Genomic DNA, 14,219 nt, shown 5'->3' on the forward strand with positions numbered 1-14,219 from the left:
TCCTCCTCAGACCGCCTCTCTCCACTGGCAGTACCCGTGCCGCATGTCGATCAGGCACGCAGAGGCGCAGTTCTTGCAGGCCCGCACCGGGGCGGCTGCCGTCTCTTTCTCGAGAGCGATGATGTTCGTCATCATCGTCGCGGTCACGGGCTCGCTCGTCAGGAGGCACGGGTAGTCGGCAAGGCTCATCAGGGCGGCGAACCGGACAGATATCGCACAGGCCGCGTAGACATACCGTTGCGGGTTCATCAGCACCTCGTTCTTGCGAATGGGCGAGAGGTCGACGGGATACTTGCCGATCATGGGGACCGGTTCCTCACCGGAACCGTTCGCGTTCCGTTGTGCCTTGTCGAGGAGTTTCCATCCGCGATAGATCATGTCCATGAAGTCGCAGTTATGGAGTTCCGCCGCCGCTCCCCGAGACGGGTAGATCTGGACGTAGTTGTGGAATCTCTTCGTGAGCAGGTCGACGATCATGGGTGCGTTGAACCCGTCGAGCTGGAGGATATACTCGGTTGCGGCGGCAGACGACCCGGTCGCGACCGAGAGGACGTCCCAGTAATTCTTGTAGGAGTCGAACGATCTCCGGAGCGAGGACTCCATTACCTCGGTGACCGCCTCGATCGTCGCCATGACGACATCGTCCTTGCACATGTTAAAGGTCGTCTGCGCGATGTGGTGGGAGACGTCGCCGACGCTGTAGGCCGGGACGGTCAGGATGTTGCCGTAGTGAACATCGTCGTCGATGGCGGCCTTGATCGTCCTTTCCATGCGGCGCCGGTACTCACTCATATACTTCCGCTGGTCAAAGGAGGTCATCCCGGCCTCATCCATCAGTTCCGCCTGGGCTTCGACCGGTTCGCGGTAAATCTTCTGCATCGTCGCAATCTCTTTTGCCGTCGCCTCGGTGGGGGTGGCTCCTGCCTCGAGGGCGTGGGCGAAGGCGTCGCCGAAACCGTAGGAGGTGTTCATGCCCCACGATTTGGCGGCGAGGATCGCCCGCTTGTGCTCGACCGGAATCTCGGTCTTTTGCAGCACCTGGTTCACCACGTTGCTCGTGCTCCCCGGGATCAGTGCAAAGTCGACGACGCAGGTAGGGCCGTAGAACCCACCGTAGTGCCGCACCGCCTCGAGACCGATCCGGGCCTCCGCATCAGCGATCGCCTGGACGAAGGCGTCGACGCTTTTTGCGAACGCTTCGTCCTGGCCTTTCAGGATCTCGAGTACCACGGGTGTCTGGTAGTGCTCGACGAACGGGTCGTCTTCGGGACGGACAGTCGTCGTAAGGCCCTTGAGGGACTCGTAGTGCGCGACCACCGAGTCCTTGTGCAGGTCGATGACTGCCTGGCTCTGGTCGCCGATCGCCGTCATCTTCTTTGCTACGTCGACGTAGGGTTTCGTGTCCTCGATGACGAATTTCTGACCGCGTTTTGCCTTTACCGTATCCACGTCCGCCCGCTGGGCGGCCATGGCCTCGTTTATCATCTTCTCGTAGAGTTCTCTCATATCTGTCGCCTCTCGATGTCGTTTGACGGCGATCCCACAGGGACCGCCGGAGTTAGCAGAACGGCTCTGAGCGACGGAGGGTGGCGTGGTCCCGGGAAGGGGGCCGGATGAATGTGGAGAGCGAAAGGTCGATGATGGTCAGGGATCTTGAACGGTGGTTCTTGCTGTTTGCTGTCAGTCTCTGCACCCCCCATCCTGCCATGATGGCCTGGTGGAGATTCGTCAACTGGCATATTTGGCCGTCTCGCATATATCAGTTGTGTCGTCCTCCGGAGCAGTTGTCCCGGAAAAAAGGTAGATTTTTAGTCGTTTCGCGTATCAAAACCAGGCATCCAGCGTCTTCTGCGTCGCCTTCACCGAGACCCTGGCGAGTGAGCTCCGGACCCGCTCTTCCGAGAAGTCGTAGCGCCCACAGAGCATCTCTATGACCCCGTCGACGTCAGGCGGCTTCCACTCGAGCGTGTAATCGTCGGTGACCGGCGGATCGAGGAAGAAGTCCCGGATGGGTCCGGGGTCGAAGTCGGGCAGTCTCTCTGCAATCATCGACTCAAACTCACCGTTTCGCACGGCCTTCAAGGCTGTCTTGCCGCCGACGCCCCGGATGCCCGGATTGAAGTCCGTGCCCACCAGGATGCCGATCTCGACGAGTTGCTCTCGTGTGACACCCAGGCAGTTGAGGAGGGGGGAGAGGACGATCCTCTCAGGGTTCACCGTGATCGTCCGCCCCCGCATCTTTCGCCTGCCGCTGATCGTGAGGTTCCGGACCAGCACCGGGGAGCCGAAGAGGAGCGAGTCGTAGTCCTGCGAGACCGCGTAGGTGACCATCCCCCTCCGCGCCATATGGGCCGCCTGTGCCTCGCCTTCGCTCGGCGCCTGCACCCGGGGAATGCCGAGCAGGTCGAGGAGTTCGTGGGACGACGCTATGATCTGACCGTCGATACGGGTGGACGCGCTCGCCTGCCTGTACGCCTCCTCCGTATCTCCCTCTTTCAGCGCTGTCTTCCAGGCCTCGTCGGCCCTTGTCCGGACTGCCCGCCGCTCCCGGATCGTCTCCTGTTTGAACTCCGGCGGCTTCCCGTCAAAGACGAAGACCGGTTTTATGCCTTTCTCCAGGAAGTTGACCGTCCGGAAGAGGATGCCCGAGAGGTGTGAGGTGACCCTTCCTGAGCTGTTCATCAGCGGCGTGCCGTCAGGCTGCCGGATGATCGAGAGAAACTGGTAGAGCGCGTTATGGGCGTCCACTGCGGCGGTGCCGGTGAGGGCGTCCCAGGTCAACGTCTCTTTACAGTCTGCCAGGATATCTCGGATCGCAACGCCCATGCTACTTATTCATGAGGGGGAAAGGCCATTAAGATGGCGGTTCTCCTCACCGGTACATCCGCCGGGAGAGCCCGTCAACAATCTCCTCGATGTGGCTCACGGTGTTGTCGTACTTGGCGCTCATCGTCTTCCCCATCTCTTCCATGTTCACGCGCATGGTGCGCTCCCGCTGTGCGACGCTCTGCTCGAGGCTCACAATCTTTATACCGAGAGAGATGAGCAGCCCCCCGAGAGAGAGCATCATGAACGTCGCAGCAACTGCTATAGTCAGGTCCTGCCAGAATCGCATCACCAGCACGACGGTGGAGACCACCATCACGATGGTGAGAACGATGTCGCCGATGAGTTCGCGAATCTCCATATTTTAAAGTAATGAGGATGCATTAATTAACCTACCTATAGTGAATGGAGATTTGTGATGCAGATACGCGACTGGCTGCCACTTCTTGGAATGCCCCTTATGCTCCTGTTTGTCCAGGTGATTGCCGTCATCCTCGTCCTCCCCATGCAGGCAGCGGGGCTTGTGGCATTTGAGGATCCCGAATCGGTTGCAAATCCACTCCTCTTCATCGGGATATTGCTCGCCTTCACGCTGGTCCTGCTCCTCCTGATCCGGGTGGGAGGTCGACGGCTCATCTCCGTCTTCATCGGGATTTCCATATTCATGACGTTCCTCTACATATTCGGGGCGCTCTTCAGCCTCGCGCTCGGGGCGACCGGCGTCGCCGCCGCCGGGACGCTCATCGCTGCCGGGGCGGCGACAGCGCTCCTCTACCTCTACCCGGAGTGGTACGTCATCGACACCCTCGGCGTGCTGATCTCCGCGGGCATCGCCTCAATCTTCGGTATATCCCTTGCCATCCTGCCGGTGCTCGTGCTGCTTGTGCTGCTCGCGGTCTACGATGCCATATCGGTCTATCGGACAAAACATATGATCACGCTTGCCGAGGGCGTCCTTGAGACGAAAGCCCCCATCATGGTCGTGGTCCCGAAGAGAATGGACTACTCATTCCGGCGGGAGGGTCTCAGGATCGAGGAGGGGGAGGAGCGCGGCGCGTTCGTCATGGGTATGGGCGACCTGATCATGCCTTCCATCCTCGTGATATCGTCGCACGTCTTTGTGGATGCGCCTGCGGTCCTCTGGGTCCTCTCCGCCCCGACGATCGGCGCGATGGCGGGATCGCTTGCAGGCCTCGCCGCGCTCCTATACTTCGTCAACAGAGGCAAGCCCCAGGCGGGGCTCCCTCCCTTAAACGGCGGGGCTATTCTTGGGTTTCTGGTTGGGGCGGCTCTCGCAGGCTCGTTTTCGTGGCTTCCTTTCTGAATGTGAGCAGGAGGTCGAGCACCTCTTCCACCCCTTCCCCGGTGAGCGTGGACATCGCCGGGTAGCCTTCGATCCCCCGGATATCTGCCTTATTGACGACGGTCACCACCGGGACGTCGACGAGCCGGCGTATCTCATCGAGGAGCCGGACCTGGTCGTCGAGCGAGTAGCCGCAGTGCTCGCTTGCGTCCAGGATGAAGAGGACGATGTCGGCCGTGTTGATGATGGCGCTTACTGCTTGCCGCTCGATGGGGTTCCTCTCGTTTGCAGGCCGTTCGAGGACGCCCGGTGTGTCGATGAACTGGATGCGGTCGCGCTTTCCGATCTTGCGGTGACCGACGATGACCCCCTTTGTGGTGAAGGGGTAGGCGGCGATCTCGGGGTCCGCCGTTGAGACGAGCCTGATGAACGAAGATTTCCCTACGTTCGGGAACCCGGCCACCACCACCGTGAACTCGTCCTCGCTCACGTGCGGAAGTTTCCGCAGGAGGTTTCGCGCTTCATTGAGGTATATGAGGTCGTCCTCTATCTGGTGGACGATGGAGGCGATGCGGGCGACGGCCTGTCGCCGTTTTGGGCCTGTATCTTCCGCAGACCGCATACTACGGGTGTAACCGGAGCCGATAACCCAGACCTGGTCGGCCGCCCAGGTGACGGCGCCGAGGGACTTCTTCAGCCGGTCGAGCGAGACCAGGATCTCGGCCACCTCCTGGTAGAAGGGAGGGAGGCGCTCAAAGCTCGGGAACGAGCTGACCACGCTCTTTAATTTATCATGGATGGCTTTCGCGACGGCTCTCACGAACTCCTCGTTTGCCCGATCGACGTTGATCTTTAGTTTCCTCTTGGCTGCCGCCCTGCGAAGACTGCGGTCGAGCACTTCGTCCGCCGTCGGAACGGTCGGGATAGTTTCAAACTCCACTGTACGCACAACCTAATGTATTTAAACAACGTATTATGACTGATAATTATGGATCTCTCTCCAATTCAGAAGGACATCCTGATAACCCTGATTACTCTATATCATCAGTCCTCCCACTCTATAAAAGGTGAGGAGATCGCGGATGTGCTGAAGCGCAACCCCGGCACGGTCCGCAACCAGATGCAGGCATTGAAGGCGCTCGGGCTCGTAGACGGCGTGCCCGGTCCAAAGGGCGGGTATAGCCCGACCGCCAATGCATACAAGGAGCTGAATCTCGGCGACCTCGAGCACCAGTCCGAGGTGCCGATCTTCCGCGACGGCGAGAAGGTGAAGGGCGTGCGGGTCGCGGAGCTCGGGTTCACCACCCTCTGTCACCCGGACCTCTGTCACGCGATGGTCAGGATCATCGGGAGCGTGAAACTCTTCAAAGTCGGCGACATGGTCTCGATCGGGCCCACGCCGGTGAACAAACTGCTCGTCCGCGGTGAGATCTTCGGGATGGACGAAAACCAGCAGGCGCTCCTGATCAGTGTCGCTGAGATGATATCCCTCCCGAAACAGACGATCAAGCACTACATGAGCACTCCGCTCCTGACCCTGCCGCTCTCCGCCACCCTCCGTGATGCGGTCCACCTCTTCAATTGTCACCACATTCACGGGGCACCGGTGATGAGCGAGGGTGACGACCTTGCGGGCATCGTGACGTTGAGCGATGTTGCTCGGGGCCTGGACGAGGGCCTGATGCTGGATGCGCCGGTTTCAAAGGTCATGACCCGCAGTGTGGTTCAGGTGTCGTCGTCGATCCGGCTCTATGAGCTTGTGCGGCGATTCAAGGAACGGGAAGTAGGGAGACTGATTGTGGTCGAGGACGGTAAGCCCGTCGGCATTGTTACTCAGACCGATATAATTCGGGTCTTTCCCTCACTTTGATCCCCTCCCCGTTCTGAATTTGGCGCTTCAACCCCTCAGGAGACGGATAACTATTTATATGAGAATACCTATGGTGCTTCTGTCAAACGAGTTCTGTGTGAGAGCACATTTCACAGAACTCAATGAAAAGGGGGAAATGAGATCATGACAGATATACCTCTGGCACCAGTTGGCAGAATCGTGAAGAAGTCCGGCGCGGAACGCGTGAGTTCCGATGCCAATGAAGAGCTCGCAAAATTGATGGAACAGTACGCATCACGGATCGCGAAAGAAGCAATTAAACTGGCTGGTCACGCGGGCAGAAAGACGGTCAAGGCAACGGATGTCCGGATGGCAGCCGAGACTGTGAGATGAACTAACCCTAACTCCTATTTTATGGTACAGGAACGCTCCCTGCCGGTTGACCCGGAAGGGCGTTCGCTGCGGAGCAGACGAATCTTCGCGTGCGAAACGAGTAAAACCCGCCGCACTTCAGGATCGCGGCGAAGCGTTGCGATACGCTGATGGTGTGAGGAGGGTGAAGACCTTCGTTTGCGGCTGGTTTGAGAGCGAGACCCCCTGTCCTTGAAATCCCACCCGTTCCCCGACGGGCAACGGTCGACGGCAACGCTTCCGGATAAAGAACCTGTAATGCGGTTTTTCTGTGATTTTGAGGAATTTAAAAGATTTAAATAGTACAAACGCCCCACGGTTCTGTATGAGCAAAACCTTCTGCCGTGCCCTTGCCAGGAAGAGAGTGATGAGTAACGATGGCATGCTCATCGGGACCATCAAGAACATCATGGTCGACCTCAATACGGGGCAGGTGGTCGACCTGATCGTCAAACCTGACGAGACATTCAGAACCGATGGTTACCGGACCGATGGGGACAAGATGCTCGTGCCGTTTGAGGCAGTGAAAGATATAAAAGACTATGTTGTGGTCGACCGCTACCTGCTGAAGAAGTAGGGATAATACTTTTTCACCGCTTCTACGAATCCATCCCCATACGCTCCCGGGGATACCCAGTCTGCCGCCGCTCGTGTCGGGGCCGTGGCGTTTCTCACCGCGACGCCGATGCCGGCAGCCTCAAGCATCTCGATGTCGTTCTCTGAGTCCCCGATAGCCATCATCTCGTCCGGAAGGATACCCATATCTCCGGCGAGTTCCGCGAGCGCCGTCCCCTTGTTCACGCCGAGAACCTGGAGATGAATGGCAAACCCGGTGTCGAGCACCCGGACGGGAAGGTGGCGGTCGCGAATGACCGCCCGCGCTTCATCCGGGTCGACGGTCCGGGCAAAGGCCACATCGGCGAACCGGTAATGCGCGCCGAAGAGTTCGAGCTCAGTGCCCTTCCCGGCAAAATACTCCCTCAAGATTTCAAACGCCTCAAGGCAGGTCTTCCGGTCGCCAGGGACCTGGAGGATGCCTGCAAACCCCCTCCGGTAAACGCCGCCGTTCTCCCCGATGATGGTCCCGTCCGTCCCGACCATCTTGCAGAGCCCGTCCATGAAGCAGACGGTGTTGCCGCTTGCGAGCACCACTTCTATGCCGGCATCGACGAGCGTGCGGATGGTCTCGACGGCGGCGGTGTTGATCCGCCGCCGCCGGTCGGTGATGGTGCCGTCGACGTCCGTGACGAGCGCCTTCAACACTGTTTGAGCCCTGCCTGTTCGACCATGAACGCCGCCTCGCCCTCAGGGAGGTTGGGGCTGTCCACCAGGCGGGCGACCCTCTTACCGCCCTTGCTCTTTCGGAGGTAGAGCCGGAAGGTTGCCGTGTGTCCGACGATGTTGCCGCCGATCGGTTTTGTGGGGTCGCCGAAGAGGACGGCGGGGTTCGACATCACCTGGTTGGTCACGAGACCGACGGCGTTGTGGTCGTCGATCAGTTTCAGGAGGTCGTGCATGTGACGGTTCAACTTCTGTTGCCGGGCCGCGAGGGTGCCTCTTCCTGCGTACTCCGACCGGAAGAGGGACGTCAACGAGTCGATGACGAAGAGCCTGATCGGGTAGTCGGAGTTCCGCAGTTCGTTTGCAAGTTCTCGTGCGGTCTCAAGAAGCAGCATCTGGTGGTCGGAGCTGTGCGCCCGGGCGACGTGGATCCGTTCGAGGATCTCCTCGATCGGTCCGAGGTCCGCTTCCTCCGGGAGCCCGTTGACCATCTGCTCGATCCGCTCCGGGCGGAAGGTGTTCTCGGTATCGACGTAGATGACCCCGCCGGCGAGGCCGCCGAGGTCTTCGGGGAGCTGGGCGTTGACGGCCATCTGGTGGACGAGCTGGCTCTTACCCGACCCAAATTCCCCGTAGACCTCCGTTATCGCCTGTGTCTCAAGGCCCCCGCCGACCAGTTCGTCGAACTCGGGGACCAGGGTCTTGAGTTTCTTGATATCCTTTCTCTTGTCCAGGATGTCCCGGCCGGTCTTGAATCCGCCGATATCCGCCATCTTCCGGGCGGCGAGGATCACCTTCTTTGCGGTTCCCTCACCGATCTCGGCCGCCTCGGCAAGATCCGATGTGGTGGCCGTTGCTATGCTCTCGACGGTCCCGTATCCGGCCTCGCGGAGTTTGTCGGCAGTGGTGGTTCCGACGCCCGGTAAATCTTCAAGATCAATCTCTGACATCTCATTCCTCACTTGATCTCTAGGTGTGTTCTACTAAGGTACACTTAGAGTCTATAGCGTGAGACATAAAGGTCGCTCGCCGTGCGGGGTGAAAGTGAAGATAGAGATCAGGATACCCTGGAGAGCCGATCCAGGCGGCGCCGCAACTCTTCCTGATCGGGAAATACGGTCTTGAGAGAGTGGAGGCTGATCACGCCCCGGTGCACCGTGCCTCTCGCGCGCACAACATACCCGACGGGCAGCTGCCTGTCGAGGAGGTAGCAGGCGTCGCCGGTATCGATGCAGATCCCCTGCCCGGTGGCGATGATCGTCCCAACGACTTCCACCTCCTTCTCCTCCTCTGCGAGGAGAACGAGGGCGCTCCCCCACGAGAGGTGGAGTTCGACATCCCCGTAGCGCCCGCGTTTGGCGATCGCGTTGTAGGCCTCTATCCGGTCGCCGGGCACCAGGCGATCCTCCGCTTTCTCGCCCCAGATGACGACCGGGATCTCGTTCGTCCCGTCAGTGAGGACCAGGTTCCGGACCGAGGACCGCCTCCCGCTCCGCGTGACAAACGAGTGAGGTGGCTGCACGCGCACAACCGTTCCGGTAAACGAGTAGGACCTTCCTTCCTCTACATCTGCAAGGGTGTCGAGCGGGAGGACGATCTCCCGATCAGAGCGGGAGACGGACGCCGCTTCGCCGAGGCTGTACTCGATGCCCCGCTCGCCATCGCGTTCCGTGGCCCCACGGATGACGACGTTTTCTCCCGCTTCCACTCCGAGGAGGACGGCCGGGGCCCAGGCGACGAGCCGGAAGACACCGTCCTCGTTTCCCACCACCGCCTCGACCATCTCTCCCTCGCCCCCGTCGCGCCGCTTGAACGTCCGCGGGTTCCCGACTGATATCAGCCTGACCTCGAGGTCTCCTGCCGGGCCGAGGGAAGCGGCGGAGGCCTCCGTCACCTCCGGGCAGGCGATCTCGCAGGCCGCCTTCTGGACGGCGAGGGCGGTGACGTCGGGAACTTTCCCGCCGCCCTTCGGCCGGCCGAGGATCTCGAGCACGTCGCCCGGCTCGATCTCGCGGACACCGCCGGCCTTCTCGTCCCAGAGGGTCAGCCAGGCCCTCCCGGTCTCGTCACCGACCGTCACGTTCGCGACGATCCCGGTCGTGCCGTCCTGCCGCTCGAACTCCTTCGGCTCGCCGACCTCAAGGACCTTCGCGAAGAAGCAGACGAGGCTTGAGGCCCCGGGGATCTCGCGGATCCGGACGTGCGAACGGCCGAGGTCTTTGACGACCAGCATCGCCGCGGTCCGCTCATCGAGGAGGTCCCCCGCCTCCGCCACCTTCTCCTCCACCCGGCACTCGAACTCCTCTTTTTTGAGGAGGTCGTCGACCAGGAGGTAGTGGAAGTTCACGTCATCTCATTCCTGCCACGGCGGCGTCATCATCGGGGCGGTCAGGTAATCGACCGTCTCGGCCCGGCGCATCAGGGCGGCCTTATTGCCTGCGAGGAGGACCTCGGCGCACCGGGGACGGCTGTTGTACTGCGACGACATCGCAAACCCGTAAGCCCCGGCGTCGAGCACCGCGATGATGTCGCCGGCCGCAAGTTCGGGAAGCATCCGGTCTTTTGCGAGGATGTCGCCCGTCTCGCAGATCGGCCCGGTGACGGAGTACTCCTGCACGGCGGGGGCGTCGGCCTTGTTTGCCGCGACGACCGCGTGGTAGGAGTCGTACATCGTCGGCCGGACGAGGAGGTTGAACCCTGCGTCGACGTTCGCGAACGTCTTGTGGGCGGTCTTGACGGAGTTGACCCTTGTCAGGAGAAGGGTCGAGTCGGCGACGAGCCACCGGCCGGGCTCGACCCAGAGTTCGGGCTCGATCCCGAGTTCTTTGATGCCGCGGAGGAAGACCGGCATGACCGCGCCGGCGTACTCCTCCGGTGTCGGGGCCCGGTCGGTCTCCCGGTGGTAGGGGATGCCGAGGCCGCCCCCGATATCGATGAACTTCGGGTTCACCCCGATCTCGATCAGGTCGCGGGCGACGCCGATCAGGACCTCGACCTCGTGGGCGAAGGGCTCCACGGCCAGGATCTGCGAACCGATGTGGCAGTGAATCCCGATGGGGTTGACGTGCTCGAGGGCGAGCGCCTCACGGTAGGCATCGAGGATCCGGGCTGCCGGGATGCCGAACTTGCTCGTCGCAAGCCCGGTTGCGATCTTGGGGTGGGTCGGGACCTCGATCGCCGGGTTGACCCTGAAGGCGATATCGACAGTCCTCCCCGCTTCGCCGGCCGCGGCGTCGAGCTGCCGGAGTTCGTCGGGCGAGTCGACCGAGACCCGGATCCCCTTCTCGACGGCGAGGACGAGGTCGGACGGGGTCTTAGAACTCCCGTTGAAGAGGAGGGAGGCCGGGCGCATCCCGGAGGCGAGGGCGAGTGCGACCTCTCCCGCGGAGAAGACGTCCGCTCCCGCGCCCATCGAGGCAAGGGTCCGGAATACCGCGAGGTTGCCGTTCGCCTTTGCGGCGTAGAGGACCCGGATCTTCGGGTAGTGGGCGGTGAGCGCCCCGGAGAGCCTCTGGAAGTTCTCGCGGATCCGGTCCTCGCTCGTGACGTAGAGCGGAGTGCCGAACTGCCGGGCGAGGTCGACCGTGTCGTGCTCGCCGATCGCGAGGCGGCCGTCCCGAACCGAGAGGTGGGAGGGGAGGATCACAGGTCAAGCCCCCGCATCCGCTCGACCGCCTCGTTGATCCGCTCGATCGACCGGGTGATCGCGAACCGGACGAACCCTTCGCCGTTCTTCCCGAACCCGACTCCGGGCGTCGCGACGATCCCTGCCTGGTCGAGGAGCTTCGCCGAGAAAGCCATGCAGTCGTCGACCGGCGCCCAGACGTAGAAGGTCGCCTTCGGTGCCCGGACGTCAAGCCCGATATCGGTGAGGCCTTTCACGAGGGCGTCCCGCCGCTCCTGGTAGATGCCGCAGGCGTGCTGCACGCAGTCCTGGGGACCGGTGAGCGCCGTGATCGCGGCGTGCTGGATGGCGTCAAACGCGCCCGAGTCGACGTTGGTCTTGACCCGGCCGAGCCCGGCGACGATCTCGGGGTTCCCGCAGGCCATCCCGATCCGCCACCCGGTCATGTTGTAGGTCTTCGAGAGCGAGTGCATCTCGATACCGACCTCCATCGCGCCGTCGACCTCGAGGAACGAGGGCGCCTTGTAGCCGTCGAAGGTGATCTCGGAGTAGGCGTTGTCGTGGACGACGACGATGTTATGCTCCCGCGCGAACTCGACGACCTCCTCGAAGAACGAGAGGGGGGCTATTGCGGCCGTGGGGTTGTTCGGGTAGTTGATGAACATCAGTTTCGCCTGCTTCACGACGTCGGCGGGGATATCCTCGAGCACCGGGAGGAAGTTGTTCTCCGCCCGGATGGGGAGTTCATGGACTTTCCCCTCGGCAAAGAGCGTGGAGGTCTTGTAGACCGGGTAGCCGGGGTCGGAGGCAAGGACGACCTCGCCCGGGTTGACGAAGGCCTCGGCGATGTGCGCAATGCCCTCCTTGGACCCGATGAGGGCGAGGACCTCTTTCTTCGCGTCCAGGTCGACGCCGAACCGGCCCCGGTACCAGTCGGCCACTGCCTCGCGGTAGGCAAGCATGCCGGTGTAGGAGGGGTAGTGGTGGTTTTTCGGGTCCCGGGCCGCGGTGCAGAGCGCCTCCACGATGTGCGGCGGGGTGGGGAGATCGGGGTCGCCGACCCCGAGGTCGATGACATCGACACCCTGGCGCATTTTCTCCTCTTTCATCGCGTCAATGCGTGCAAAAAGGTATGGGGGAAGGTGATCCATGCGTCTTGCGTACATCACCAGATATTGCGCATGGAACCCTATTTATCTTCGTACTCGCGTTCGGGGAGGCCGCCTGCTCTCTCACGACCGGTAATGCTGATACACTCCCGGATCCAACGTTTTAGCGGACATGAACGATCAGGCAGAGCGTCCCGTGTACATGGACCACGCGGCGACGACATTCATAAAACCCGAGGTCATCGCGGCGATGGCCCCGTACTTCTCCCAATACTTCGGGAACCCCTCCTCCCTCTACCGGTTCGCCGGCGAGCCCCGGAAGGGCGTCGATGCGGCGCGGGAACAGGTGGCGGCGGCCCTCGGCGCGACACCCGCGGAGGTCTTCTTCTGCGCCGGCGGGAGCGAGGCCGACAACTGGGCGATCAAGGGCGTCGCCCTCGCGAACCACAAACGTGGCGACCATATCGTCACGACCGCGATCGAGCACCACGCGGTCCTCCACACCTGCGAGTGGCTCGAGAAGCACGGGTTCTCCGTCACCTACCTGCCCGTGGATACGTTCGGCCGGGTGGACCCTGGCGACGTCGAGGAGGCGATCACGGGCCGGACAGTCCTCATCTCGGTGATGACGGCAAATAACGAGATCGGTACGATCCAGCCGGTTGCCCGGATCGGCAGGATCGCGCACGACCACGACGTCCTCTTTCATACCGACGCCGTCCAGGCGATCGGGGCGGTCCCGATCGACGTGGAGAGCATGAACATCGACCTCCTCTCGCTCTCCGGCCACAAATTCTACGGCCCGAAAGGGACCGGAGCACTCTACGTCCGGCGGGGGACCCGGCTTGAGAACCTTGTCCACGGGGGCGGGCAGGAGCGCGGCCGGCGGGCCGGGACCGAGAACGTCCCCGGGATCGTCGGGATGGGGAAGGCGATCGAACTTGCGACCGCCGACATCGAGGGGCACAACCGCCGGCTTGCCGCGATGCGGGACCGCCTGATCCGCGAGGTCCTCTCCACGATCCCGGACTCACGGCTGAACGGCCACCCGACCGAACGGCTCGCGAACAACGCGAACTTCAGCTTCCGCTACGTCGAGGGGGAGTCGATCCTTCTCATGCTCGACGCCCGCGGGATCTGCGCGTCCACCGGGAGCGCCTGCTCCTCGGCGTCGCTTGAGCCCTCGCACGTGCTGCTCGCGACCGGGCTTGCCCACGAGGAGGCGCACGGCTCGCTCCGGCTCACCCTCGGCGACGCGAACACGGAGGATGATGTCGGCTACGTCCTTGAGGTGCTGCCGGAGGTGATCGGGCGGCTGCGGCAGATATCGCCGTTGACGCCGCCTGCAGGGAAAAGGGTCCCGGAGGCTGAGTGATGTATACGGAAAAAGTGATGGAAGAGTTCACGAACCCCAAAAACGTCGGCGAACTCGCGGATGCCGACGGTTTCGGCGAGGTGGGGAGCCCGTCCTGCGGGGATACTATGAAGCTCTACCTGAAGGTTGAGGACGACCGGATCGTCGATGTCCGGTTCCGGACCTTCGGATGCGCCGCGGCGATCGCGTCGAGCTCGATGGCGACCACGATGATCCGGGGGATGACCCTCGCCGAGGCGTGGGACCTCTCGAACGCCGACGTGGTGGCGGCCCTCGGCGGCCTTCCGCCGGCGAAGATCCACTGCTCGGTCCTCGCCGAGGCCGCTATCCGGACCGCCATCAACGATTACCGGGCCCGCCGGGGGCTTTCTCCGTGGAAGCCCTGTTCCTCGTGCTCCTGCGGCGGGGACGGGTGCGGCCCCCACTGCGAGAACGGTTAAATACGGACGCTACGAAGG

General features: G+C 62.1%; 15 protein-coding genes. 6 read left to right on the plus strand and 9 right to left on the minus strand.

Features of this window, described 5'->3' with window-relative positions; all coding sequences use genetic code 11:
- Positions 1–6: 6 nt before the first annotated feature.
- The 3 genes from BRA49_RS12970 to BRA49_RS12980 all read right to left on the minus strand — a co-directional run bounded on the left by BRA49_RS12970 (position 7) and on the right by BRA49_RS12980 (position 3,187).
- Positions 7–1,506, minus strand: a complete 1,500-nt coding sequence (locus BRA49_RS12970) for a DUF2193 domain-containing protein (RefSeq protein WP_292386542.1) — start codon at positions 1,504–1,506, stop codon at positions 7–9.
- A gap of 318 nt (positions 1,507–1,824) precedes the next feature.
- Positions 1,825–2,826, minus strand: coding sequence for a flap endonuclease-1 (fen, locus tag BRA49_RS12975; protein ID WP_292386543.1), 1,002 nt, complete (start codon positions 2,824–2,826; stop codon positions 1,825–1,827).
- Between the two features lie 46 nt (positions 2,827–2,872).
- Positions 2,873–3,187 (minus strand): hypothetical protein, encoded by a 315-nt coding sequence (locus tag BRA49_RS12980; protein WP_292386544.1) that lies wholly within the window; start codon positions 3,185–3,187, stop codon positions 2,873–2,875.
- Positions 3,188–3,244: 57 nt separating this feature from the next.
- Between BRA49_RS12980 and BRA49_RS12985 the strand changes: the two genes are divergently transcribed.
- Positions 3,245–4,150 carry a presenilin family intramembrane aspartyl protease PSH gene (locus tag BRA49_RS12985; RefSeq protein ID WP_292386545.1) on the plus strand — a complete coding sequence of 302 codons (906 nt, stop codon included), beginning with the start codon at positions 3,245–3,247 and terminating at the stop codon, positions 4,148–4,150.
- Here BRA49_RS12985 and BRA49_RS12990 read toward each other — a convergent pair.
- The gene (locus tag BRA49_RS12990) at positions 4,089–5,069 is read right to left on the minus strand and encodes an NOG1 family protein (protein WP_292386546.1); all 981 of its coding nucleotides are present in this window, start codon (positions 5,067–5,069) and stop codon (positions 4,089–4,091) included. The two genes, BRA49_RS12985 and BRA49_RS12990, sit on opposite strands and share 62 nt — an antisense overlap.
- A 48-nt stretch (positions 5,070–5,117) precedes the next feature.
- Between BRA49_RS12990 and BRA49_RS12995 the strand changes: the two genes are divergently transcribed.
- The 3 genes from BRA49_RS12995 to BRA49_RS13005 all read left to right on the plus strand — a co-directional run bounded on the left by BRA49_RS12995 (position 5,118) and on the right by BRA49_RS13005 (position 6,948).
- Positions 5,118–5,999: a CBS domain-containing protein gene (locus tag BRA49_RS12995; protein ID WP_292386547.1), complete on the plus strand. Its 882-nt coding sequence runs from the start codon at positions 5,118–5,120 to the stop codon at positions 5,997–5,999.
- Between the two features lie 144 nt (positions 6,000–6,143).
- A complete protein-coding gene (locus BRA49_RS13000; RefSeq protein WP_292386548.1) occupies positions 6,144–6,353 on the plus strand; it encodes a histone family protein in 210 nt (69 codons plus the stop codon).
- A 343-nt stretch (positions 6,354–6,696) separates the two neighbouring features.
- Positions 6,697–6,948 (plus strand): PRC-barrel domain-containing protein, encoded by a 252-nt coding sequence (locus BRA49_RS13005; protein ID WP_292386549.1) that lies wholly within the window; start codon positions 6,697–6,699, stop codon positions 6,946–6,948.
- Here BRA49_RS13005 and BRA49_RS13010 read toward each other — a convergent pair.
- The 5 genes from BRA49_RS13010 to BRA49_RS13030 all read right to left on the minus strand — a co-directional run bounded on the left by BRA49_RS13010 (position 6,930) and on the right by BRA49_RS13030 (position 12,443).
- Entirely contained in the window at positions 6,930–7,634 is a 705-nt protein-coding gene (locus BRA49_RS13010; RefSeq protein WP_292386550.1) for a phosphoglycolate phosphatase, read from the minus strand. The two genes, BRA49_RS13005 and BRA49_RS13010, sit on opposite strands and share 19 nt — an antisense overlap.
- Positions 7,628–8,602 (minus strand): DNA repair and recombination protein RadA, encoded by a 975-nt coding sequence (gene radA / locus BRA49_RS13015; RefSeq protein ID WP_292386551.1) that lies wholly within the window; start codon positions 8,600–8,602, stop codon positions 7,628–7,630. The genes BRA49_RS13010 and radA overlap by 7 nt, the downstream gene beginning before the upstream one ends.
- A 107-nt stretch (positions 8,603–8,709) precedes the next feature.
- Positions 8,710–9,999, minus strand: coding sequence for a nucleotide-binding protein (locus BRA49_RS13020; protein ID WP_292386552.1), 1,290 nt, complete (start codon positions 9,997–9,999; stop codon positions 8,710–8,712).
- A gap of 6 nt (positions 10,000–10,005) precedes the next feature.
- Positions 10,006–11,298 carry a diaminopimelate decarboxylase gene (lysA, locus tag BRA49_RS13025; RefSeq protein WP_292386553.1) on the minus strand — a complete coding sequence of 431 codons (1,293 nt, stop codon included), beginning with the start codon at positions 11,296–11,298 and terminating at the stop codon, positions 10,006–10,008.
- On the minus strand, positions 11,295–12,443 hold the full coding sequence (locus tag BRA49_RS13030) for an LL-diaminopimelate aminotransferase (protein ID WP_292386665.1): 1,149 nt from the start codon (positions 12,441–12,443) through the stop codon (positions 11,295–11,297). The genes lysA and BRA49_RS13030 overlap by 4 nt, the downstream gene beginning before the upstream one ends.
- A 115-nt stretch (positions 12,444–12,558) precedes the next feature.
- Here BRA49_RS13030 and nifS point away from each other — a divergent pair, with 115 nt between their 5' ends.
- Positions 12,559–13,761 (plus strand): cysteine desulfurase NifS, encoded by a 1,203-nt coding sequence (nifS, locus tag BRA49_RS13035; RefSeq protein ID WP_292386554.1) that lies wholly within the window; start codon positions 12,559–12,561, stop codon positions 13,759–13,761.
- Positions 13,761–14,201 (plus strand): Fe-S cluster assembly scaffold protein NifU, encoded by a 441-nt coding sequence (nifU, locus tag BRA49_RS13040; protein WP_292386555.1) that lies wholly within the window; start codon positions 13,761–13,763, stop codon positions 14,199–14,201. The genes nifS and nifU overlap by 1 nt, the downstream gene beginning before the upstream one ends.
- Positions 14,202–14,219: the final 18 nt, after the last annotated feature.

Source organism: Methanoculleus sp. UBA430 (assembly GCF_002506585.1).
Taxonomy (GTDB): domain Archaea; phylum Halobacteriota; class Methanomicrobia; order Methanomicrobiales; family Methanoculleaceae; genus Methanoculleus.